This is a genomic window from Mesorhizobium sp. M0500 (genome assembly GCF_040321165.1).
Taxonomy (GTDB): domain Bacteria; phylum Pseudomonadota; class Alphaproteobacteria; order Rhizobiales; family Rhizobiaceae; genus Mesorhizobium.
Map to the genome: position 1 here is coordinate 16422 of NZ_JAMYRB010000003.1, position 22503 is coordinate 38924.

General features: G+C 59.1%; 22 protein-coding genes and 1 pseudogene. 16 read left to right on the top strand and 7 right to left on the bottom strand.

Going from position 1 to position 22503, the window contains the following annotated elements; all coding sequences use genetic code 11:
• The first annotated feature begins 38 nt into the window (after positions 1-38).
• From NKI70_RS07175 to NKI70_RS07205, 7 genes are all read left to right on the top strand, one after another.
• Positions 39-683 carry a hypothetical protein gene (locus tag NKI70_RS07175; protein WP_352569942.1) on the top strand — a complete coding sequence of 215 codons (645 nt, stop codon included), beginning with the start codon at positions 39-41 and terminating at the stop codon, positions 681-683.
• A 14-nt stretch (positions 684-697) separates the two neighbouring features.
• The gene (locus tag NKI70_RS07180) at positions 698-1975 is read left to right on the top strand and encodes a glycosyltransferase family 4 protein (RefSeq protein ID WP_352454209.1); all 1278 of its coding nucleotides are present in this window, start codon (positions 698-700) and stop codon (positions 1973-1975) included.
• Positions 1966-3300, top strand: a complete 1335-nt coding sequence (locus NKI70_RS07185; RefSeq protein ID WP_352692686.1) for a lipopolysaccharide biosynthesis protein — start codon at positions 1966-1968, stop codon at positions 3298-3300. The genes NKI70_RS07180 and NKI70_RS07185 overlap by 10 nt, the downstream gene beginning before the upstream one ends.
• Before the next feature lie 13 nt (positions 3301-3313).
• Positions 3314-3604: a hypothetical protein gene (locus NKI70_RS07190; RefSeq protein ID WP_352454211.1), complete on the top strand. Its 291-nt coding sequence runs from the start codon at positions 3314-3316 to the stop codon at positions 3602-3604.
• A gap of 40 nt (positions 3605-3644) precedes the next feature.
• Positions 3645-4826, top strand: a complete 1182-nt coding sequence (locus tag NKI70_RS07195) for a GNAT family N-acetyltransferase (protein ID WP_352724427.1) — start codon at positions 3645-3647, stop codon at positions 4824-4826.
• A 93-nt stretch (positions 4827-4919) separates the two neighbouring features.
• Positions 4920-5210, top strand: coding sequence for a hypothetical protein (locus NKI70_RS07200; protein WP_352569937.1), 291 nt, complete (start codon positions 4920-4922; stop codon positions 5208-5210).
• Positions 5211-5280: 70 nt separating this feature from the next.
• Complete coding sequence (locus NKI70_RS07205) at positions 5281-6450, top strand: FAD-dependent oxidoreductase (RefSeq protein ID WP_352724428.1); 1170 nt, start codon at positions 5281-5283, stop codon at positions 6448-6450.
• 127 nt (positions 6451-6577) lie between these two features.
• On the opposite strand, the pseudogene NKI70_RS07210 reads toward NKI70_RS07205, so the two are convergent.
• The 3 genes and pseudogenes from NKI70_RS07210 to NKI70_RS07220 all read right to left on the bottom strand — a co-directional run.
• A pseudogene (locus tag NKI70_RS07210) lies at positions 6578-6814 on the bottom strand (class I SAM-dependent methyltransferase); the annotation flags it as partial.
• A gap of 514 nt (positions 6815-7328) precedes the next feature.
• Positions 7329-9419 carry a polysaccharide biosynthesis/export family protein gene (locus tag NKI70_RS07215; protein WP_352724429.1) on the bottom strand — a complete coding sequence of 697 codons (2091 nt, stop codon included), beginning with the start codon at positions 9417-9419 and terminating at the stop codon, positions 7329-7331.
• Positions 9420-9785: 366 nt separating this feature from the next.
• The gene (locus tag NKI70_RS07220; protein WP_352569934.1) at positions 9786-10235 is read right to left on the bottom strand and encodes a hypothetical protein; all 450 of its coding nucleotides are present in this window, start codon (positions 10233-10235) and stop codon (positions 9786-9788) included.
• On the opposite strand from NKI70_RS07220, the gene NKI70_RS07225 reads away from it, so the two are divergent.
• Both NKI70_RS07225 and NKI70_RS07230 read left to right on the top strand, forming a co-directional pair.
• The gene (locus tag NKI70_RS07225; RefSeq protein WP_352569932.1) at positions 10213-11034 is read left to right on the top strand and encodes a LuxR C-terminal-related transcriptional regulator; all 822 of its coding nucleotides are present in this window, start codon (positions 10213-10215) and stop codon (positions 11032-11034) included. The genes NKI70_RS07220 and NKI70_RS07225 overlap by 23 nt on opposite strands.
• A 336-nt stretch (positions 11035-11370) precedes the next feature.
• Positions 11371-11637, top strand: a complete 267-nt coding sequence (locus NKI70_RS07230; protein ID WP_352454217.1) for a hypothetical protein — start codon at positions 11371-11373, stop codon at positions 11635-11637.
• 114 nt (positions 11638-11751) lie between these two features.
• On the opposite strand, the gene NKI70_RS07235 is transcribed toward NKI70_RS07230, so the two are convergent.
• On the bottom strand, positions 11752-12510 hold the full coding sequence (locus tag NKI70_RS07235; RefSeq protein ID WP_352454218.1) for a LuxR C-terminal-related transcriptional regulator: 759 nt from the start codon (positions 12508-12510) through the stop codon (positions 11752-11754).
• Positions 12511-13060: 550 nt separating this feature from the next.
• Entirely contained in the window at positions 13061-13717 is a 657-nt protein-coding gene (locus tag NKI70_RS07240; protein ID WP_352454219.1) for a Crp/Fnr family transcriptional regulator, read from the bottom strand.
• Positions 13718-14637: 920 nt separating this feature from the next.
• On the opposite strand from NKI70_RS07240, the gene NKI70_RS07245 reads away from it, so the two are divergent.
• Positions 14638-15204 carry a D-glutamate cyclase family protein gene (locus NKI70_RS07245; RefSeq protein ID WP_352724430.1) on the top strand — a complete coding sequence of 189 codons (567 nt, stop codon included), beginning with the start codon at positions 14638-14640 and terminating at the stop codon, positions 15202-15204.
• Between the two features lie 143 nt (positions 15205-15347).
• A complete protein-coding gene (locus NKI70_RS07250; protein ID WP_352724431.1) occupies positions 15348-16205 on the top strand; it encodes a protein-L-isoaspartate O-methyltransferase family protein in 858 nt (285 codons plus the stop codon).
• A gap of 231 nt (positions 16206-16436) precedes the next feature.
• Here the strand turns inward: NKI70_RS07250 and NKI70_RS07255 are convergent, their stop codons facing one another.
• Together NKI70_RS07255 and NKI70_RS07260 are read right to left on the bottom strand one after the other, a co-directional pair.
• Positions 16437-17054: a glutathione S-transferase family protein gene (locus NKI70_RS07255; protein ID WP_352724432.1), complete on the bottom strand. Its 618-nt coding sequence runs from the start codon at positions 17052-17054 to the stop codon at positions 16437-16439.
• A gap of 95 nt (positions 17055-17149) precedes the next feature.
• Positions 17150-18223 (bottom strand): pyridoxal-phosphate dependent enzyme, encoded by a 1074-nt coding sequence (locus tag NKI70_RS07260; protein WP_352724433.1) that lies wholly within the window; start codon positions 18221-18223, stop codon positions 17150-17152.
• 87 nt (positions 18224-18310) lie between these two features.
• Here NKI70_RS07260 and NKI70_RS07265 point away from each other — a divergent pair, with 87 nt between their 5' ends.
• The 5 genes from NKI70_RS07265 to NKI70_RS07285 all read left to right on the top strand — a co-directional run bounded on the left by NKI70_RS07265 (position 18311) and on the right by NKI70_RS07285 (position 22503).
• Complete coding sequence (locus NKI70_RS07265) at positions 18311-18793, top strand: Lrp/AsnC family transcriptional regulator (RefSeq protein WP_352724434.1); 483 nt, start codon at positions 18311-18313, stop codon at positions 18791-18793.
• Between the two features lie 269 nt (positions 18794-19062).
• Entirely contained in the window at positions 19063-19725 is a 663-nt protein-coding gene (locus tag NKI70_RS07270; protein WP_352645741.1) for a TetR/AcrR family transcriptional regulator, read from the top strand.
• Positions 19726-19841: 116 nt separating this feature from the next.
• Positions 19842-20705 (top strand): TauD/TfdA dioxygenase family protein, encoded by an 864-nt coding sequence (locus NKI70_RS07275; RefSeq protein ID WP_352724435.1) that lies wholly within the window; start codon positions 19842-19844, stop codon positions 20703-20705.
• Between the two features lie 24 nt (positions 20706-20729).
• Positions 20730-21677, top strand: a complete 948-nt coding sequence (locus tag NKI70_RS07280; protein ID WP_352724436.1) for a carbohydrate ABC transporter permease — start codon at positions 20730-20732, stop codon at positions 21675-21677.
• On the top strand, positions 21667-22503 hold the full coding sequence (locus NKI70_RS07285; protein ID WP_352470924.1) for a carbohydrate ABC transporter permease: 837 nt from the start codon (positions 21667-21669) through the stop codon (positions 22501-22503). Before NKI70_RS07280 ends, NKI70_RS07285 begins: the two co-directional genes overlap by 11 nt.

Genomic DNA, 22503 nt, shown 5'->3' on the forward strand with positions numbered 1-22503 from the left:
GCGACAGCTTGCTCCTGCGTACTGCCCTGGGCGCGCCCATGGTGTTTTTCGTCTCGGGCCACGTGGTGCTGCGGGCCATGGGTGTCAGGACCACCTCCGCCTTGCAACACCTGGTCTACGCGGTCGGAGCAAGCCTCGCCGCCGGCATTGCCGGGGGCTTTGCCCTGAACGCCGCAGGCTTCCTTACACCGCTCGGGTGGGCGCTGTGGTTCTGGGCCGTGACGGCCGCCGCGGCGCTGCTGGCGGCCGGGCGCCGCGACACTCCCGATCTGCCAGCCTGGCCGGCACCAGCGCGGATCCGGTTCTGGCAGGGGGCCGCGCTCATGCTAGCGCTGCTTGTGGCGACCGGAGCCTACGCGGTTGCTGTCCGGGACGAAGCGGCCTACCGGGAATTCAAATACACCGCGTTCTGGTTGTTGCCGTCGGCCAGTGGCGAGTCCGGCCAGATCACCGTCGGCATCAGGAGCGCCGAGACCCAACCTCAGCGATTCGACCTGGAAATCACCCTTGATGGGCAGCCGTTCGCCATCTTCCGATCGCTCACCATCGCGCCGGGCGACACCTGGACACGGAAAATCCCGGTGCCCGTCTTGGGAACTCGCCAGACGGCCGAGGCGCGGCTCTATCGACCGGAAGACAACCGGCTCTATCGCAGCGTTTCGACGATGGTGCCGCGCATCTAGAACGAGGCTGGACCATGCGCATCCTGCTGCTATCACAGTTCTATCCTCCGGTGATCGGGGGAGAGGAGCGGCACGTCCGCAATCTCGGCGCGGCGCTGGCGCAGCGGGGCCATCATGTCAGCGTCGGGACTTTGATGCATCCTGGATCGCCTGAAACCGAGCTGGACGGCGCGGTCCGCGTGCATCGCCTGCAGGGAACGCTCCAGCGCCTGTCGGGCCTTCACACCGATCCCGAGCGGCGCCATGCACCGCCCTTTCCAGATCCCGAATTGGTGCTTGCCCTGAGGCGGCTGGTCGCTCGGGAGGAGCCGGACATAGTCCACGCCCATAACTGGATCTACGCGTCCTTCCTGCTGCTCAAAGGTTGGAGTAGGGCGCGCCTCGTGGTTACGCTCCACGATTACGGCCTTGTCTGCGCCAAGAAGAACTTCATGCATTTGGGCGCCCGTCTCTGCAGTGGCCCAGCGCCGGCCAAGTGCCTGCCCTGCGCCGCAGGACATTACGGGGCGGTGAAGGCAGCCGCGACCACTTTGGGCAACTGGGCGTCGAGTTTTGCCGCTCGGCGCGCGGTGGACCGTTTCATCGCGGTGAGCCACGCGGTGGCGCGCCACACCGGACTGACCGAAGGCCGCGCCCCCTACGAGATCATCCCCAACTTTGTGCCCGATGATGTTGCGATGCTTGGCCCGGAACATCCCTGTCTGCGTGAGCTACCCCGGGGTGAATTCATCCTGTTCGTCGGTGATATGATGCGCCTCAAGGGCATTGACGTTCTCCTGCAAGCCTATGCCGGCCTGGAACGGGCGCCGCAGCTGGTCCTGATCGGGCGCCGGGTCGCCGATACGCCAACAGAGTTTCCGCCGAGCGTTCGCGTCTTCAATGCATGGCCGCATTCCGCCATCATGCATGCGTGGCGGCGCTCACTGTTCGGGGTGCTGCCGTCGGTCGGGCCCGAAGCCTGCGCGACGGTCATCATGGAAGCGATGGCTTCCGGCAAGGCGGTCGTCGCAACCGGCGTGGGCGGCATGCCGGATCTCGTCGATCATGGCGAAACCGGGCTTCTCGTGCCGCCCGGTGATGCGCACGTCCTTGCCCACGCAATGCAGACCCTTCTGCAGGACCGCGCCTTGCTCGCTCGCCTGGAGGCGACAAGCCTCGCCCGAGTCGGGCGCCTCAAGGCAGGAGCGGTCGTGACTCGGATCGAGCAGGTCTACCGGGACGTCGTGTGCCCAGCCGCTAGCAGGTCAGCGGTACCGGCGCAGCAAGGTTCGGGGGAGCCATCATGCCAATAGGTCTCGTGGGGACAGCCATTATTCGCGTCCGGCGAGAGCTTCAAAAGAGCGCCGCGCTCGTTCTGAATTCCGGCGCTGTGGCGATCGGAACGATTGCAACGGCCGGTCTTGGGTTTGTCTATTGGTGGCTCGCGGCCCGGCTGTTTCCGCCGGAGGTGATCGGCAAGGCCTCCGCCCTCCTGTCCGTGATGGCGCTCGTCGGCCTGCTGGGCGAAGCCGGGCTCGGGACCCTGCTGATGGGTGAAATCGTACGGCATCCCGGCAAGGGGCGCGGCCTCGTGGCCGCTGCAGCGTCCGTCGGGGTGGCGCTGGCGGTCGGCCTGGCCTTGTTGTTTGTCTTCGGGGAGGCGTACCTCAACAGCTCGACCGGGCCGATCGGCGGCTGGTTCGAGGGTGTTACGTTCGTCCTCGGCTGCTGCCTGACCGTACTCTGCGCGATGGTCGATCTGGCGCTCGTCGGCAACCTGCGCAGCACCGGCAGGATGATCCGGCAGGTGCTGTTCTCCACGTTCAAGCTGATGCTGATCGCCGTCGCCGCTGCCGCTGGCTACACCTCCAATGCCGCGCTTCTTCTGAGCTGGGTGGCCAGCCTGGTGGCGTCCTGTATCGGCGTCGATCTCTTGACCCGGGGCGGTGCGCGTCGCCTCGTTGGGCCTCCCGATTTCCAGCTGCTCCATACGCTCCGAAGCAAGGTCTTCGACCACTACGCGCTCGATGTCGCCTCGCAGGCACCAGTCGTCATCATGCCCTACCTTGTGCTGGTTCTCCTGTCGCCGATCACAAATGCCGCCCTCATGCCGTTGTGGATGCTGGTCTTCACGGCCTCGTTGATTCCAGCAGCCATGGCCACGATCCTGTTCCCTGTGATCAGAACAAGCCCGAAACAATCCAGACACGACATCCTTGTGTCGCTGTCGGCGTCATTGCTGTTCTCGCTGGCCTGTGCCGTCTTCGTCTTTACCTATTCGCAGGAGATCCTTGCGGTCTTCAATCCGGTCTATCCTGAGATCGCCGGTTCGAGCCTACACTTCCTCGGCTTCAGCCTGTTGGGATCAACGCTCAAATTTCATGCCTGTACGCTGGCGCGGTTGGGCGACAGGATGCGCAAGGCATCTCGCTGGTTCGCGCTTGGCGGATTGCTGGAGCTGTGCTTCGTGGTCGCGGGGGCGAAGCTTGATGGACTTCAAGGCCTGGTCCTAGGCTGGACGCTCGCGGTCAGCATCGAGGGTGCATGTGCCGCCCTGATTTTGGCCTTCGCGATGAAACTGGATTCTGCGGCCGGCCCCGCGCACGACCGACCGACCGCGTCGCCGCTCCAGACTTGAGGAGACACCGATTATGGCGCTGGATTGTCGACTGCAATTGGATGGCCGGTGGGCCATCGCGATCGGACTCGTCGGCGTCGAGCACTTCGGCTGGCCGTGGGTCAAAACGCACTTCCGCATCGGGGCGGGAGCGCTGCGGGTCCAACTGTTCTTCATTTTGAGTGGCTTCCTGATCACGCGCAACTTGCTGCTCAGACTGGAGCAGCCTGCGGGCGAAGTCATCCGCAAGTTCTTCCCTATAATTCGATCGGCGATCCGGACAAGGCACGCTACCTTTTGGGATTTCAAGCAGAACATTCTCTAGCAGCAGGACTGGCTAAACCTTTGTTACATAGGCACACCCAATGACAACGGCGAATATTGCTCTGCAAATTTTCACCGATATGGACTCGGTGGAAGCTCAATGGAGAACATTAGAGCAGCATGCGGATTGTACCGTATTCCAATTGTTTGATTGGCAGATGGAATGGTATCACCACATCGGCTCCAAAGAGAGACTGATCCCGGTGATCGTGCTGGGTCTCGACGATACCGGCGTGGCGGTTTTTATTCTGCCATTGGCGATCGAACGCCATAGTCTGATCCGCCGGCTGGTTTGGTTTGGATCGGAATTGTGCGATTATAATTCGCCCATTCTGGCGATAAATTTTAGCGATCACGTGAAACCTGGGCGATTCGGCCGCCTGTGGAAAGACATAATTCGGGCGATTCAAGACTATCCTCGACTTCGTTTCGACACTGTTGAATTTTGCAATATGCCCAGTGTTGTCGGCTCTCAACCTAATCCCTTTCTCGAGTTGCCGGTCTTGCTGGCTAATTGCGCCGGACATGTCGCAACCCTCCCGGAAGCGAACTGGAATCGGTTTTATGTGTCAAAGTTTTCGAATTCGACGCTGCATACCCACCGGCGCAAGGCCAAAAACCTCGCCAAGCAAGGTGGCGGCGCGATTCGCTTTGTAGACGTGCAAGAACAGGCCGAGATCGAGTGCACCATTGCAAAGCTGATCGAACAAAAACGGAGCAGCTATGCCCGAATGGGTGTTCATGATATGTTCGAACGTCCGGGTTTTCGCGAATTTTATTTGGCGATTGTCGCCAATCCTCGGTTGCGCGAGGTCATCCATGTCACGCGGCTGGATGTGGATGGGATTCCGGTGGCGACGGGTCTGGGTCTCCGGTTCAATTCCAGTTATTCACTGGTGATGTCGAGTTATCTGGAGGAGTTTGCCAAATACAGTCCCGGGCGTCAGCATATTCAGGAAATGATGCAATATGCCATTGGCCGGAAGATTCAGAAATTCGATTTCACGATCGGCGACGAGCCTTATAAGCTTTCGTGGTCCGATATCAATTTGCTTCTGTTTTTCCATTTTGATAGCAGAACTTTGCTCGGTCGTATTGTCGTTGCGGTGCGAATGGCGATTCATTATATAGATACATGGTATGCCAAAACGCCGTTAGTAAATCCGCCGCTGCGGCAGGTTTTTCGCAAGACAAGACGATCCTTGCATCGCATGTTTCTCTGACTGGACGATCGTGAGTTTGAACTTGGTGTGGGATACATCATAGCGCTTCGCGAAAAAGTATGGTATAATTCGATTTATCTGCGGGAGACGATGATGTATAGTGCAGATATTGGGATTGTAGGAGGCGGTCTGGGGCGGCTCTATCGCCGCCGCGACGCTCGGGCGAGCCGGATTTCGATCGTCCTGATCGACGTGCATCATCCCTGTGCGGAGGATTTTTGCTGCGAGAAAATTGAGGAGAAGCACTTCAAGTTGCTTCGCGAGACTGGCGGGTCGATGGAGGGGATTGCGTCAAAGCTGTTTACCGAACTGTGGATTGCGCGGTTTGGTCGCGTGATAAACAAGCGCGCTAGTTTGGTTTTGCAGCAAAAGACAGAGTCTTGAATTTTCTTCGACACCGTTTGGTGCCGTCATGATCGTGCTGTCAATGAAGTGGTGAGCGGAGGAGCGGGAATTGAATAATATTGATGTAGCGGTCCTCGGGGGTGGTACCGCCGGCTCGTTAGCCGCTGCGATGCTTGGCCGGATGGAGATTTCGACCATCCTTGTTGATATCCATCAAGTCTATCCAGTGGAGTTTCGCTGCGAAAAACTCGATGACGATCAAGTCGACTTGCTCAAAAAAACCGGGCTGGCGGATGCCGTATTGGCGGCTGCGACACCGATGACTGAGATATCGGTGGCCCGTCACGGTTATGTCATCGGTAAAAAGCATGGGAAACACGGCGAGCCTTGCGAATATGGGATGGCTTATCAGGATTTGGTAAATGTTATTCGCCGCCAGATTCCAGATAGTGTCCAATTCATCTGCGCTAAAGTGACCAAAATAACGACGAGCTCCGACCGGCAGAAAGTTACCCTGTCAAATGGTGACACATGGTCGACCCGATTGATTGTGGTGGCGACCGGCTTAAACAATGTCGTCCGGGGTGCGATCACTCGATCCGAGATCAGTAAATGCCACTCGATCAGTGTTGGTTTTGATCTCACCTCTAAAGCTGGTTTCAAATTTCAAGCTTTAACGTATTTTGCGGAAAAGCCAGGGCCCATGGGTTATGTGAGCATGTTTCCGATTGGTTCAAGAATGCGCGCCAATGTGTTCGTCTACCATGGTGATATACGCCATCCGTGGTGTCAGGACGTGCGCACATCGCCGTTATCTGCATTGTATGCGGTAATGCCCCGATTGAAGCGTCTCCTTGGTGATGCTGTCGTGTCAAGCGATATTCAGATTCGACCCGTTGATCTTTACGCCGCGCAGAATCACGAACAGCAACCCGGTCTGGTATTGGTTGGTGACAGTTTTGCTACCAGCGATCCGGCGGCGGGTACCGGTCTCAATAAAGTGCTAACCGACGTTGATCGGTTACGCCATCATATTCCGACATGGTTAGCCACACCCGGAATGGGGGTCGAGAAAATCCGGACATACTACAATGACCCCGTCAAAGTTGCCTGTGATGAATGGTCGCTTGCTGAAGCATCTTACAACCGATCACTGGCGTCCGATACAACGCTTTTATGGCGTATTCGTCGGATGGGCAGGATTGGTCTCGACATGATGGGAATCTCGATCCCACAACTTCGCTTGGCGGCAAGCGCAGTTCGTTGGGGAGCAGGCTGAACTTGGCGGTATCGACAGCGTTGTTGGCAGCAACGAGCTCATTAACGCCCCATGGCCGAACAGCACAGCCTGCTTTCGAGGCCAATCCCCGTAAACGCGCGTGACAGCTCACGATAGCTATATTCCTTCAGGTGGAATCCACATGCAACTTTGTCAAAGTATACCGAATGTCGTGAGGACCCGTGACCGCGTGTGTAGTGATGCAATAGTAGGCACCGCCAGGTACAAGAACACGGTATAGCTGCGAAAGCTGCCTTACTGCGTCGTCGGGGTGGAGGTGCTCCATCAACCGACCACTAAACACAAAATCAAGACTATTATCGGCGAAATGTAGATGGATACCATCGATCTTGACAAATTGAAAAGTGGCAGGCTTCTCCCATGTGGCGGTAACGCGTCAGTTACGTCGATTGCATCTGATGAGCAATTATTGCACATGCTAAGGCTAAGCTTACAATAATCGGCCCCCAATTCGCCGAAACGCGCGCCTTTCTGGACAAAAAAGCTTGCTGTACACTTTAGCATGGAGGCTGAGCCGAGCGTCTTGATCTGAATTCAGCAGCTGAGTAGCCAGAGCCTTCTCGATTTGATAGTGCGCAAATTTCGCTCGGGCGTACGCGCGTCGTGACAAAATTCCGAGATCTTTGACCAATCCCCTTGATTGGCACCTGCATCCCGTTCGATGTCATCTCACTGCAACCTTTGTCAGTGATCCGAACTCCTGAGCGGAGGCGGACATGCAAGCGGAGGCGGACATGCTCGATCATGAATCGGTTCAAGCTGTCGGCGACGGCGAGTGGTCGGTTCGCGCTTCCCACTTGGTGCCGACGAGTTCATCCACGCAGACCAGCCATGCAGACCAATGTCCTTGCCGGGCGTCAATTCGGACCGATCCTCTCCTCCCTCACCACGCGGGCAGGCTCGACATCGTTGGGATTGCACGCTGCCGGCAAGCTCTCGCAACTCGGCGACACGGTTGGGACCGACGAACCGGCCGGCTCTCTTGGCTCGCTTTCGCCTATGATGATGTTGACGAGGTCGCCTGGCTTTAACAGGGTCATCCCAACGGTCTCGATGCTGACCGGCCCGGCAGCCGATTGCCGCACGATTTGATAAGTTACGCTGTTTGCGTCCTTCGCAAACTGGGCGCGGGTCACCGGCAACGTGTACAGGACGCCTTCGCTGGCGTTCAACTCGCGCTGATTGGCCGCGATCTGACTCTCCATGGTCTCGATCTCGACCTCCAGATCGATCCTGAGGTCGGCCCTGGTCCGCAACACCTCAGACTCCAGCGAAGCGAGGCGCTGCTTGGCGGCCGCGTACTGGTTGAGGGCGTCCTGCCGGCGCTGTTCCGCGTCGGACAATTCGCCCTGGACTTGATCCATCACGGTCATGCTGACAACTTTGCGGTCCACGAGCGTGCGCATGCTGTTGACGCGCTCCTGGCGCAGCTTGATGAGTTCGTTGAACGACTCCATGCGCCCATACGCGACAACGTCCTGCTTGGCCGCGTCCAGCGCACGCAGGGTCGCGCGCTCACGATCCTTGCGGGCCGTGGCGACGGCCTTGCGCCGGTCGCTCTGCTCGTTGACGAGTTTGGCAGCTTCGGTCGCGCCGGCCAGCTCCAGCAACTGGCGCGGGATTGTGGGTCTCGTACCGTCGCGCTCGGCCTTCAGCACGGCCGCGCGCGCGAGCAACTTCAACATGGCGTCGATTGCCCCGCTCCGCTTCTGGATCTCGCGTACGGCTTCGATCTTCTGCCACGGCTCGCCCTCGGCCCGGTCCAGTCCGCCTGCTAGCGCGATCGCGTGCAGGACGGTCATGCCGGCCGCGTACTTGAACGAGCCTGGATTCTTGACCGGCCCCAGCACGTAGATGGGCGGGCGTTCCAGCGGCAGGACGTTGACCAGTCCCTCGCGGCCCAGCAGTTGATTGAAGGTTTCCACCAGGTCGGCCTGTACCTGTTGCGTAGACCTGTTGGCGACCGGAATGGAGCCAAGCAAGGGCACGGAAATCGTGCCGTCCTCTTGGATAATATATTCGCCGCTCAGTTCCGGACGCTGCAGGATGCCGCGCAAGGCCGAGGGCGCGCGCCCCCACTTGTCTTCCTCGACCTCGACGCGCTCGTAGAACGCGACCTTGAGGCGATCGCCGACGCCAAACAGGTATCCGGTGGGCACGCTTGGTGCCTTGCTGCGGGTTTTGGGGAGTTCGGCATTGGTTTCGACACTCCGTTCGACTGACGCCACGCCCGCCGCATTCGGTCCTGACGCGATCGCACGGGAAGGTTCGTCCATGGCTTGAACCGGTTGTTCTTGCCAGCCATTGATGACAGCAGATACCTTCTGCATCACGGCTCCCGCGGCTCCGGAGACATCCTCGGCCTTCTGCATCACGGCTCCGGAAACATCGTCGGCCGTCTCCATCATGGCCCCGGAGACATCCTCGACCCTCTGCACAACGGTTGCGGAGACTTCCTCGACCTTCTGCGCCACGGCTGCGGAGGCAGCCTCGACCTTCTGCGCCACGGCTGCGGAGGCCGCCTCGACGTTTTGTATCACGGCTGCGGAGGCATCTTCGACCTTCTGTCTCACGGGCTGCATCACGGGTCGGGAGACTTCCTTGACCTGTGCCACGGCTCTGGAAACAATCTCTAGTGCCCCTAAGTTTTTGGCCGCGGCCCCGCCCAAGGCGGCGACCCCGGAGAGCCCGAAGACAAGCAGGATGGCCTTCAATCCCCTGCGCTGGGCCGCCTGTGACGAGGGAGCGACGGGCTCGCAATTGAATTCTGTATTAACGGCCATGGCGTGTGGCTTTCTCTTTCGATGGTGGCCATCCCGCCCGCCCGATGCGTCCGATCCGGTCGAGCAAGGCTCGACCGGATCGTGACCCTTCACCGCCGGCAGCACAACTGTCCCTTTGTGGGCACTCCATTCGGATAAAGGAGAATCTGGGGCAAACTCGTCCAACCGGATTGCTGCGCTCCAGGAGAGCTTCCTCGATGGTGACAGGACAAACGCGATCGAACGAAACGGAGGGCCGGAAACTTGGTTTGCCGACGTGCGTCTCTGTGGCTCCGACATGCATTGGCAGGATAGCTGGGCCGTTTCCCACTATGTTGTCCGGGCCCAGAAGAACGACGCGACCAAGCCGTCAGTCTTGGCAATCCTATCGGGTAATCATAGCGAAACTGGCCGCATCGCGTTTCTTTCGTCGGCTCTCACGTCTGGCTAGAATTCCGGCCCCGACAAAGCAAGATCCCTTGCAGCGTTACCCTAAATCGGCCGCGGCACGCATTGCCTCAGCTGCTGAAGCTCGGCGTGTGCGGCGTGTGCTCAGATCAGCGTGCCCGCGTCAGTGTCGGCTTCACCCGGCCCTGCGCGACATCCCCGAGTGGTCGACTGCCGCGGGGCGGCTCGCCTGAGCCCGCCGCTCGCCGCATAAACCGCGACGCTCTCCCGCCAGATCGGGGGCACCACCACGCCCACCGGAAAACAAGCCCTGGCAATCCTCACGGCCGCGCAGTCCTTTGCTACGATGGCCGCCTCCCTGAGCTGCTGAAACCAAGAGCTCGTGCCCTTGACCAAAAGCCCCAGGTTGAAGAATTCGGATACGCCTCGATGATGCTGCCCTACGCCTAAAGATGGTATTTGGGTGTAAGGGTTTCCGAGCGTAACATTAAGAACAAAAGAAACTGTGCGGCTGGCGCTTTGGAGCATCCCAATCGACATGTGTATCCCAATCGCGCCGAGCGAGAATGCGATGATGACAAGAAAATCTTTCATAACGGTGCTTGTCGAGCCGAGCGAGTTGCTTCGAGAAGCGCTTAGTCGAACCCTGAATGCGGCAAATTTTCGTATTCTTTTCTCCGCGGCGACTGTTCACGATCTTCTGCAGAAGCCGCTACCCCAGCACCGTTCCATCTTGCTCATCATAGATGTCGGCGATACTGATGCGGATGCTGAGTTCGCACAAATTGCAGACTTTAAGGCGATCTACCCGACCAGCCATGTCGTTGCGCTAGCCGATCACTGTCGAACGACCAATATAATCTCAGCTTTTCGTGCCGGGGCTAACGGGTATCTGACAAAGGTCGCTGCTTACGACACGTTCATTAAAGCTCTCGAATTGGTTACGCTAGGGCAAATCGTGTTGCCTACGGAAACTTCGATGGTAATTGAAGATATCAGACAAGGGTTGAGAAATGATGCTGTAGCTGCTGAGTTACCGAGCGCTGCAGTTAAAGTGGAGATTGAAGGTGAAGAACTAGTGATTTTGTCAAATCGGGAGAAGTCCATTCTGCGTCGCTTGATCGGAGGGGAATCCAACAAAGTCATCGCGCGCGAGATTAATATCGCCGAGGCTACAGTGAAGGTACACGTCAAGGCCATCCTTCGAAAGGTTCGGGTTCGCAACCGAACACAGGCCGCAGTTTGGGCAATGAACCATGGTATGCTTACTCCAGCGTCTGGCGACGGCCCGACGGGGAACGACACGATAGAACCTCAGTCAGCTCACCATCCGCATGACCTGCCTGAAGCACAAAACGGATACCTCTTTCTCGATGATGATCATCCAATATGACCTGCGATAGATCTTCGTTTGGGCTGGCGCATCCCTGTGCCAAACTTCGTTGCCGATCAACAAGGCATAGGGCTCAAATCGTTCCCGGGCTGGGCGAAGGAGCGCGGTGGAGACCGCACGCATCATGTGGACGGCGCCGATGTGACCACGACCCGGCCCTTTGTATTGGCGGCGGTCGTCTCAGATCCGGTTTCCTTACGCGTTGTCGCCTGTACTCAATAGCGTCGATTGCCGAATTAGATCGCCTCAAACGGCTCGAACTCACTGCGTGATTTGATAACAAATTGCAAAGCTCACGGATTTTATTGCCATTTTGAATCTGAGGAATTCATCAAAATGGGCCAAGCGAAGACTGTTTCTGGATTGTCATTCAGCGAAGTCCGGATCGGAACGGTTGAAGGCGGAGAATCCGGGGTGCTGGTGTGGAAACGCGACCAATTGGTGGCGGTCCTTACCCAAATCGACGAGGAAGCATATTCCACGAAAGGCAAATGGTTCCTCGAAACGGGATTCGGGCTGCTGAGCGGGCAGCACAAGAATTTCGATACGATCGAGGAGGCCATAGGATGGGTGGGAAGACACACCTTCCCCGAGCCTGCTTAGACAGCCGATTAGCCGCCGATTCCGCCCTTCGACTTTCACAATACATGTTTGATAGGGCGAATAGCCGAACATGGCCACAGGATTCACCCAAGGTGGGCAGTGTTATACTTGGGCTCACTCTTCAGGCAGAGTTCCTTCTGAGAGAAGATCGTTGACCTTGCAGGCGACTTCCGTGCGGTTGGTCGCCTTTAGCTTCTTCATGATATTGCGGATGTGGACCTTCACCGTGCTTTCGCGCAAATTCAGTTCGTAGGCGATGATCTTGTTCGCCTTGCCGCGCCGGAGCGCTAGCGCAACCTCGGCCTGCCTAAGCGTGAAAATGCCCGCCAAAGGCTGCGTGTCGCGGCGGCCCGACTCTATCAGGTGCCGCATAGCAAGGACACTGCTCGCCGGCACGAAGATGCCTCCCGCTGCCGCGAGGTTGATTGCCTCGACACAGACATCGATTCCAACAGAGGTCGGGATGTAGCCGCGTGCACCGCATTCGAGAGCGGTCAGTATCTGGGCAAGGTCTTCTGTCTCGGCCAGGACGACCACAGGGACCGATTTGAACTCGGATGAAATGTGCCTGATCTCGTCAGCGAGGCCATAATCTGTAACCTTCCGACTGCCAAGGTTGAAGAGTATGGCTGCAAGGGGAGGGGCAGAGCTCTTTCCGACGCGCCATTCCTCGACGGAACGCCACGCGGTGACATCCATACCGAGTTCGTGGTCCACGAGAGCCGATGCGAGACACTCGCGGTCTAGTGCCCTTCCGTCCAGAATGAGGAGGCATTCCCTGCCTGTCTGCCCGCGGACGGTTTCCGTTCCACCGGACGGGACTCCGGATCGATTTGCCGAAGTGTAATTGTGCAGTCCTGCTGTGGAGCCCATATCAATACCCGCTCTTCCACACAAGCCGCCTTGCGCCGGCCGATATGGTTTCCGCATTCTCTGGCATTGAAAAACTTGGTATTGCGCCTTGTGAAACGTCGAGGCTCGATTACTCCATTTGCGTCCTGTTTAGTTCCCGACCCAGCAGACACCCAACTTGGGTAAGTGTAGGGTTTATTTATAAGCAGTCTCTAACATAGGTTGCTTTTTTCATAATTTTCAGGGAACCGGCGCCAAGCCGGACCAAAAGGGCTGCAATCCGCCTGAAGACGCATGCACAGGACCACTTGGCCATCTCACCTAGCAGGCAGCCGAATGTTGATCGGCTGGTACCTTCGGCGATTCCCGCGGTAGACCAGAACTCCTGAAGGTGCCGTTGACATGGTTAGCGCACCGCGCTGATAGCCATGGCTCAACAATTTAGCTTGAGCCCCACCCGTGGATCTGCCGCAGTAAAAGGGGCTCCGCGCATATTTCAGCTACACACCGGCCTCGGTGCGACAGGCCGAGTTGCCGCCCGTCATGATAATCTCTTCAAGAGAGATAGCCGCTACCTGAGATACTCGCTGTCGAATCCGGCTGTTTCGACCAGCTTCTTGCGATTGATCACCTCTACATGGCCTGACTTGAAAGAGACGAGATCGGCCTTGCGGAGCTCCCTTAACGTTCGGTTGACGTGAACCGTGGTCATGCCGAGTATGTCGGCCAGTTCATGCTGGGCAAGAGGACACTCATACCTTCCATGCGCCGACAGCCCAACCCTGGAGAGCCTCACCTCCAACTCTAGCAGGAAGTGGGCGGTACGCCTCATCGCGTTCCGCCGCCCGGTATTCATGAGATGTTCGGCAAGGATGGCGTTCAGGCGCGCCAGAGAGCAGGCGATCTTCTTCCCGATTCGGCCTTCCGACAGGATGGCCTCGACCAGTTCCTTACTGGAAATTTCATAAACAGCTAGTTCGGTTATGGACGCCAGCGACGCAAGACGGGGTCCGTCCAAGCCACGGAAACCGACGACATCCCCCTTGAGGGGAGTGTCTATGATCTGCCGCTCTCCGTCCGGCAGTGCCTGATAAAGTATGCCCCAGCCCGATTTTACAATGAATATCTCACTGTTGTCGTCCTCCTGCCGGCATATCACCGAATGGGGTTTATAGATTTTTGCGGTAACACCGAGAAAATCGTTGTTCCCCCACTCGTCCTTCGACAACGTTCCCCCTATGGGATGCGAGCACATGAACTCCAATAGTGTCTGCATGAAGAATCGCGAACTTGCTTCTGGTTCCACACGACTTGCAATAGTTTCTCCCGAACAAATCGACAGAACGACCTCTTACCCTAGGGGCGGGGTTGCATACTGTCCTCGTCTGTTTGAATGAGGTAAACTGCAATTAATTTAAGGGGTTCAGCGGCGGTGAACTCTCCCGTGCAGCCGGACAACAGGCTCCGAAACGCTAATCACATTGCGGTCGCAACACTATGGCTTGGCTATGGAACGCAAAAGCTGACCCGCGATGCGGATGGCAATTACAGGTCAAGCAAAACGTCGCCTTGCGGGCGGCTGCAGCACGCCAGGACGTAGCCTGCCGATTTGGCTTCCGATGTCAGCCCGCCTAAGTCATGAACCGCGATCTTGGTTTCCTGCATGAGGCAAGCCGACAGATAGAAGCGATCGGCTGCCGCGAGTGTCAATGAAAATAAATATGAGCAAAAGCTAATAAAAAGTGCCATCCTTCGCCGGCCAATAAATACGATTTATCAATGAGGAAAGATTCTGATGATTTGACAAGCGGCAGACCCGCCGATGATCTTACGCGCTCTCGACGTGTCGTTGAAACGCGCATCCGTTGGAAGCCATGGCTCGCCCGATCACTTTACCGATCTACGAGGATTTGCGAATGGTCGATGCGGGCAGATTGCGCAGACTCGTCAGGATGGGTGCCTATGAAGGGCATACAGGAGGGCTTGCGCGCGGCAAGCTCCAGGCCAACGTCGTGATTGTGCCGCGCAGCTTTGCCGCCGATTTCTATCAGTTTTGTGTCCGCAATCCGAAACCCTGCCCTTTGGTCGGTGTGAGCCGTGCGGGCAGCCCATTTCTGCCTGCGCTGGGCGATATCGATATCCGGACCGATGCACCACAGCAGCATCTATCACTTCGGCGAGATGATCCGCCAGACCACAGACATCATCGACCTGTGGCAAGATGACTTTGCGGCCTTCGCGCTCGGCAGTTCGCTCACCGTCGAGGCCGCACTTGTCGAACGAGGCGTGAAACTCCGGCGTATCGGCCGTGGAAAAACCGCCCCCAAGTTCCGCACCAAGATCGAGACGTCCCAAGTCGGACCGTTCGGTGGCGAAATGGTCGTCTCCATGCGTCCGATACGGCATAGCGAAGTCGACAAGGTTCGCGTGCTCACCGCGCGCTTTCCGCATGCGCACGGGTCTCCCATCCATGTCGGAGAGCCCACGACGGTCGGCATCCGAAATTTGATGGCTCCCGACTGGGGTGATGCCGTCGAAGTCTTGGACGGGGAGATCCCTGTATTCTGGGCGAGCAGCCTGACCGCCCAAGACGCTCTTGCTCGTGCCGAACTCGCGATCTCCATCACAGTCTCGCCGGGCCATATGCTGATCACCGACGTGGATGCACGAGCGCTGTCTTGGCCTAATTTCGAACTTGGCGCGAGCTTGCAATGATCGTGCTCAAGTCGGAGCTTGCCTGATCCAACGGCTCCGAATCACTTCGACTGCAGGGCGGACGCGAGGATAGGCACCCTTTGCCGCCGTTCGGTTTTCTGAGAGCATGACTCGGGTACGCGCAATCCGGGAGCCGATATTCCATGCCGACCAGAACCGATGTTAGTGAACCGCGCCGGTGGTTTGCCGAAGACCTGCGTGTCTCATCGCCTGTCTTGCACAACCCTGCAGTCATCGAGGCCTTCGCAAAGGTTCCGCGCGAACAGTACCTTGGCAACGGGCCTTGGCGTATCCATTCGAGATTGCAAATCGGGGCGGTCCATACCAGCCCTTCAGCCGCACTTCACGAGATTTACCACGACGTTCTGGTCTCGCTTGACGAAAAGCGCGGATTAAACAGCGGCTTGCCGTCGCTTTGGGCATTGGTTTTCGACCATCTGAACGTCGCCGCCGGCCAGACTGTCCTTCAGGTGGGTGCTGGTGTCGGCTATTTCACCGCCATCCTCGCTGAACTGACGGGTTCTGAAGGCCGCGTGATTGCATATGAGATCGACGAAGAACTGGCCCGGCGAGCGCAAAGCAATCTTGCTCATTATGCCCATGTAGAAGTGATATCCGGTGATGCAACGCAGGCAGTCGATCTGCCAAACCTCGATGTCGTGGCCGCCTTTGCCGGAGTGACGCACGTGCCGGAACGGTGGCTTTCAAATTTGTCCGACAAGGGTCGGATGGCGCTGCCGTTCACAGGTGAAGACCAACGAGGCTTCATGATGCTTCTGGAAAGGGCTGGCCGTGCGTTTCCTGTAAGATCACTTATGCCATGCGGGTTTTACCCCTGCAGCGGAGCTAGGCGCAGTGACGAAGAAAAGGCGTTGATGGCCGCCCTCAAGACTGCGCGAGGCAAGGTCACCCGTCTCGCGCAATATCACCGAGGGCGACCAAAAAATGGCATCGAGAACGGTTGGCTGGTGACCGACACATACTGGATTTCGAAAGCCTAGAGATTGATGTCAATCTTGCGTGTCGCCGTCGTAGCGTGCGGCACGGCGTTCCACGAGCGATCTATGCCGTCGGGAGCAGTCCGAAACATCATTGCGTCCGAAATTTCCCCGATCCGCGCGCGCGGATCGCAGCCGCGGTCCTGGCCGGCTGAAGCGCAGGCTTTCTCTTGGCTTCGAGAATGCTTGGCTGATGACCGACACATACTGGATTCGAAAGCCTGGCGATCGATATCAATCTCGCGTGTCGCCGTCGTAGGGTGTGGCACGCATTGAAGGGCGTTCCACGAAGGATCTATACCATTGTGCCAGTCGTGGCCTTCCCTGCAGGAAGTCGGGCAGTCCGCGGAATTCCAGCCAGCTTAGACAAGTGGCTAGCGCGATGTGGCCGACATGGAGCGGCGCGTCGAATTCGACCTCACGTTCCACGAAGTCATAGGATTCGATAAGCTTCATCGTCATGCCTGCGCCCAAGGCGGGATAACGCAGATGTTCAGGGCGGCGCTCGTTTTCCCAGCGAATGGAAATGCCTGCGCCGCACATGCCGCCGGCAAGCGCCTGGAGGCGCAGGGCGGACCATTTGGCCCGCCCTGTTTCGGGGATGAGCCGACGACTGCTTTCGAGATTGTCGAGATAGTCGCAGATTACGCCCGAATCGAAGATCGCATAGCCGTCGTCGAGAACGAGAACGGGCACCTTGCCAAGCGGATTGATCGCAAACACATCATCGTTGCGATTGATGGGGCTCGTCTCCTGATGAATGACGCGCAGACGTCCGGCAAGCCCCGCCTCGTGGGCAAAGACCAGAACCTTGCGCGCGTAGGGGGAGTGGGTCTGGTAGATGAGTTTCATGGACCCGTTCTGCGTTGGGTCTGGAATGCGGGCATATCGAGCAGTCCGTGGCCCAGCCGCTCTTCTGTTCAATGATCCCGGGTCCGGTGCCATCGTCATGCGTCCTTCTCCAGTTCGGCCTCGGTCACGATGATCAGCACCCGGCTTGATCCGTCGAGCGCAAGCTCCTGCGACAGGCCGGAAGCCGCGACGGCGGTGGCGAGGCCGGCGAGGCCGGCGGCACCCGACGGGGTTGTGCCTGGACCGTTTGCCTCACGAAGCCGGCTCTTCGCGTCGGCAAGCGCCGCTTCGGACACGGTTATGACCCGAGCGTTGCCTTGGCGGAGTACGCCGAGCGCCGATGCGGCTGCTTCGCCACAGGCGAGCATGTCTGCCGACGTCTTGAGATCGCCGGATATCCGCACCGACCGTGCTTTCGACAGCGCGGCCGCGACGCAGGCTGCGGCCTCTGGTTCTACCACGACGATCATGGCCGGAGGCATCAGCCAGTCCTTCAGCCCAGTCGTCAGGGCGGCGGCAAGTCCACCGACACCGGCCTGCACGAAAAGGTGGGTTGGCCTCAGATGGCCAATCTCGTCGACTTGGCGACGGATTTCCGCAGCAATCACGCCATAGCCAGCGACGACATCAGCGACCGCTGGATCATCCGGGTCGCTCGAGGTATCGGCCACCAGAATACCTTCTCCGGCGCGGGCTGCCGCAGAGGCCCGATCGACGGCATCGTCATAGGTGCCGTCGACCCACACGATTTCGGCGCCTTGGGACTCGATACGCCGCACCCGCGCCGCAGGAACGCCCGTGTGGAGGTATATCCTCGCCCTCCCGCCGGCAAACTTCGCCGCCGCGGCGACGGCAAGTCCGTGATTGCCGGCGCTGGCCGTGATTAGCGCCGGCAGCGGCGTCTGGGCCCGCTCTGGATCGAGCAGTTCATCGATATCCATCTCGGTAGTGCGAGCGAGAGCGCACAGACCGGCATACGTGCCGCCGAGGGACTTGAAGCTGCCCAGGGCACGGTGGCCCTCGTTCTTGGCAAGCACCTGGGTCACATCCAGGCTCGCAGCCAGATTTGGCAGGTCGAGCAGCGGTGTCGGTGCATAAAACGGCGACAGGCGCTGTAACAGCGCTGCAATGAGATCGGAGCCAAAGCCCGGCTGTGTGTCCGTGGTCATGAGGCGAAATTCTATTCCGGAAACGATGGCGCTTGGCGCCTATTGTCGTTGCCCAGCTGCCTGATTTCGTCATAGATGCCTGTCCAAATGACGAAAACCGCCGCCCTCGATCGCTTCGACCATGTGCTACTGTCGCTGGTTCAGCGCGACAATCAGATCCCGGCGCGGCGTCTCGCCGAGCAGGTCGGGCTTTCCCAGAGCGCGGTCCTGCGCCGCCTGCGCCGGCTGCGGAAGGATGGCGTGATCGCGGCGGATATTGCCGTCGTTCTGCCGGCGGCCGTGGGCCTGCCGCTAACCATCCATGTGCTCGTTTCCCTGGAACGGGAGAGCGCTGTCGAGTTGGACGCCTTCATCGGCAAGCTCCGCGGGCGCTCGGAGGTTCGTCAGGCCTGGTATGTCACCGGTGAAGCCGATTTCGTACTCCTCCTGCAATTGCCGGGGATGGAGGCGTACGATGTCTTCGCGCGGGAAGTCTTCCACGCCAATTCGAACGTGAGGGCGTTCCGCACCATCGTGACAATGCGGGAAGTGGTCGGCGCAGCGAATGCGCAGCCGCTATTCACTGCCTGAGTTGCGGCGTGCCCCCGGCAAGCTGACTGCCCTGCTTGACCCGGAATTCTAGTCAAGGGCGCGAACCCGATTGAAGTTCGATACACGCATCCCGTATCTACTCACCCGCCGCACCGAGCTAATCGCTGCCGCCAAGATGCTTCGCGAATGTCTGCACCTGGCGCAAATTACTTCCACTCGTGCGTAGAAGAATATCCATGTATGAAACGGGGGGGCAGCTCGCTCCCGTATACTGATCGTCCAACGGCGGCATGAATTTCGGAAGGGATATGAGAGCCAACACTTCAGGATCTCCCGGCGATGAGGCGCACTCTACCCGCAGCAGAATCAAAGAGGTTGCGGCCGAGTTCTATGTCCTGCGCGGCCACGATGGTTTCAGCTTCGGCGATATAGCGACGGCAATCGGCACGACGCGCGCCAACATCCATCATCACTTCGGCAACAAGCGTCAGCTGATGGAGGAATTGATCGCGGACTTCGCCGCCAACGCCGAGGCCCGCATCAAGCGCTTCTGGACGACCCCCGATATCCGGTTCTTCGACCGTCTCGATATGCAGCTCGAGGATCTGCGCCGCTTCTACGAACGTTTCAACGCTGAGAAGGGAGCCCGCAATATGTGGAGCCCGCTTTCGCGCCTTCGCCACGACCTCCCGGTTCTCGGCGAACCAGCGGAACGTGCCCTGGAGCGCGTCAACCGGGTCTATGATCAGAGCCTGCGTCATGCGGTGGACCAGGCGGTGAAGGACGGAGAGCTTTCCTCCCACACACTCAGCGACGAGCTCGTGCACATGCTGCGCATTACCCTTCTGTCCTGTCCACCGATGACGCAGGACACCGGAAGCTTCGACGAGGTCGCCAGGACTTTCGCAGCGCTCGCCGCGATCATCCGCGCCGCTTGGCAGGATGCGGGGAAGGGCTCGGGTCGAGGCTAGACATCCGGTGGATCAAAGCGAGGGTGAGTTGACAGCCTTTGGCTTTCAAGTTACTTACTTACAGGTAAGTCAGCCCAGCCCATGATGGCGACGAGGCGCGTATTAGGGAGGATCACGTGCTGCGCGATGATGCATTCACCCGTTTCGAGGTCAGCCCCTTCACTGGAGCGCTCGGTGCAGAAATTCGTGGGATCGATCTGGCGAGCACGAGCGAGGATGCCTTCCAGGACGTTCGCCGCGCGCTCTACAAATATCATGCGCTCGCCGTGCGCGATCAGGAGCTTGACGCCGCCGGCGTCCACAAGGTCGCCCGCCGGTTCGGACCATTTAGCGGCAATCCGGTGCACACGCCGATCGACGGCTTCGACGATATCGTGCGCTTCGTGCGCGAGCCGGACGACACGGGCAAGGTGATCGGCGAGGACTGGCACATGGACCTCGCCTGGCTACCGAAGCCACCGGGCATTACGATCCTCTACGGTGAAGAGGTGCCGCCGGTTGGCGGCGACACCTGCTTCTCCAGCCTCGAGAAGGCATATGACTCGCTTTCGCCGCGGCTGGTCGAGATCCTGCAAGGGCTGACGGGCGTTCATAGCGGCCGCGGGGTCTTCGCCATCAACGCGGCCCACAGCCGGCTCGGCGTCAAGGCCGATGTCGAGGCGATCGAGAATGCCGTCGTCGAGCACCCTGTGATCTGTCGGCACCCCGAGACTGGCCGGCGCTATGTCTTCGTCAGCAGCGTGATGACCAATTTTAAGGGGATGACGGAGGAAGAAAGCAAGCCGATGATCGACTTCCTGATGGCGCGGGCTGTCCGGCCCGAGTTCAACTGCAGGCTGCGTTGGGAACCGAAGACGCTCGGCATGTGGAACAATCCCCACGTCCTGCACACTGCCATCAACGATTATCCCGGATATCGCCGGGTGATGTACCGAACGACGGTGGAGGGCACCGTTCCACTTGCCGCCAGGGACGGCTGACGCGCAACCGCTCAGGGAGGAGCAATGGCATTTGGTTCCGAGGCGTCCGTCGGCCACAGAGGGGAAGGGGCGGCGGAAGCGGCTGGCGAGACCAAGAGGCGGCGCTTCGCGTTTTCGCCTGCCTATCTCTATGCGACGCCCGTGCACCTCCTGGTGCTTGGGATCATCGTGCTGCCCTCCATCTTCGTCCTGTGGCTGAGTTTCGAGGCCTCGTCATTCGGCCAATCGGCAAGCTTCGTTGGGCTCGATAACTATATCCGCGTCCTCACCGATCCATATTTTTGGGGTTCGATCTGGAACACGGTCCTCGTCGTCGCCGTTGCGGTTCATATCGAACTGCTGCTCGGCCTTGGCCTGGCCCTGCTTTTCGCCTCCGGGCTTCCCCTCCAGCGCGTCATGCTCGTCGTGGTGCTCGCTCCCTACGCCATCAGCGAGGTGACGGCGGTCGCAATGTGGCGCTTCCTGTTCGATCCAGACGTCGGCCCGATCACGCTGATGCTGCGATACACCGGTCTGCCGACGCTCGACTGGACGTTCATCCCTTCTCACGGCCTCATCCTCGTCGGCCTGCTCACGATCTGGCTGCACCTGCCATTCACATTCATCATCCTCTATGCGGCACGGCTCGCGGTTCCGAAGGAGCTCTACGAGGCTGGGCGCACCGACGGAGCCAATGCGTTCCAGCTCTTCCGCAACATCACGCTGCCGCTTCTGGCGCCAGCGATGCTGATCGCGCTGCTCTTCCGCTACATCTTCGCGTTCCGCCTCTTTTCCGAGGTCTGGCTCCTGACCCAGGGCGGCCCGGCACGCACGACCGAGGTCGTTTCCGTTTATCTTTATCAGGAAGGCTTCCGCTACAACTCGTTCGGCACGGCGGCCGCGACGGCATGGATGATGGTCGTCATCTCGCTGCTGCTTGCGACTGGCTATGTGTGGCGGCTGCGCAAGGAATCCATGGCCAATGCGTTCTAGGCGTCTCGCTATCGGTGCCGGAAAGACGCTCGCTGTTGCGGCAATCGTCGTCTGGTCACTGTTTCCGATCGGCTTCATCGTGCTCTCGTCGTTCAAACCCGGTCGCGAGATTTTCGCGGTTCCACCGGAGCTCTTCTTCGAACCGACCTTCGAGCACTACGCCTCGCTGTGGCAGCGCTGGCCGGCCTTTTTCGACGGGCTCGTCAACAGCCTGGTCATCACCACCGGGGCGACGGCGCTTGCCGTCATGGCAAGTCTGCTCGCCGGTTTTGCCTACTCGCGCTATCGAGGCGTCCGTTTCCTGGAGGGATCAGTGATGTTTCTGATCGGATCGCGGCTGATCCCGCCGATCGTCGTGACGCTGCCACTGTTCCCGGTCGTCAATCGGCTCGGGCTCAACGACACCCATCTGGTGCTGATCCTGCTCTACGCGACCTTCTTCGTCTCGCTCGGCACGCTCCTGATGCGCACGTTCATTGACCAGGTACCGCGCGAACTCGACGAGGCGGCCGTCCTCGATGGCGCGCGGCCGCTGACGATCCTTGTGAAGATCATCTTGCCGCTCGTAGCGCCCGGCATGCTCGCCGTCGCCGTCTTCGTCGTCGTCTTCGCGTGGAACGAGTTTCTGTTCGCCTATATCTTCACCGCCAACCACGCCAAGACCGCGCCTCTGGTCCTTTCGGAGATGATCAGTTCGATCGATGGCGTCGACTGGGGCGTGCTCTTTGCTGCCTCTACCGTCCAATTGCTGCCGGTTCTCGTCTTCGTGGTCCTGATGAACCGGTTTCTCGTCGCCGGATTGACCGCCGGCGCGACCAAGGGGTGA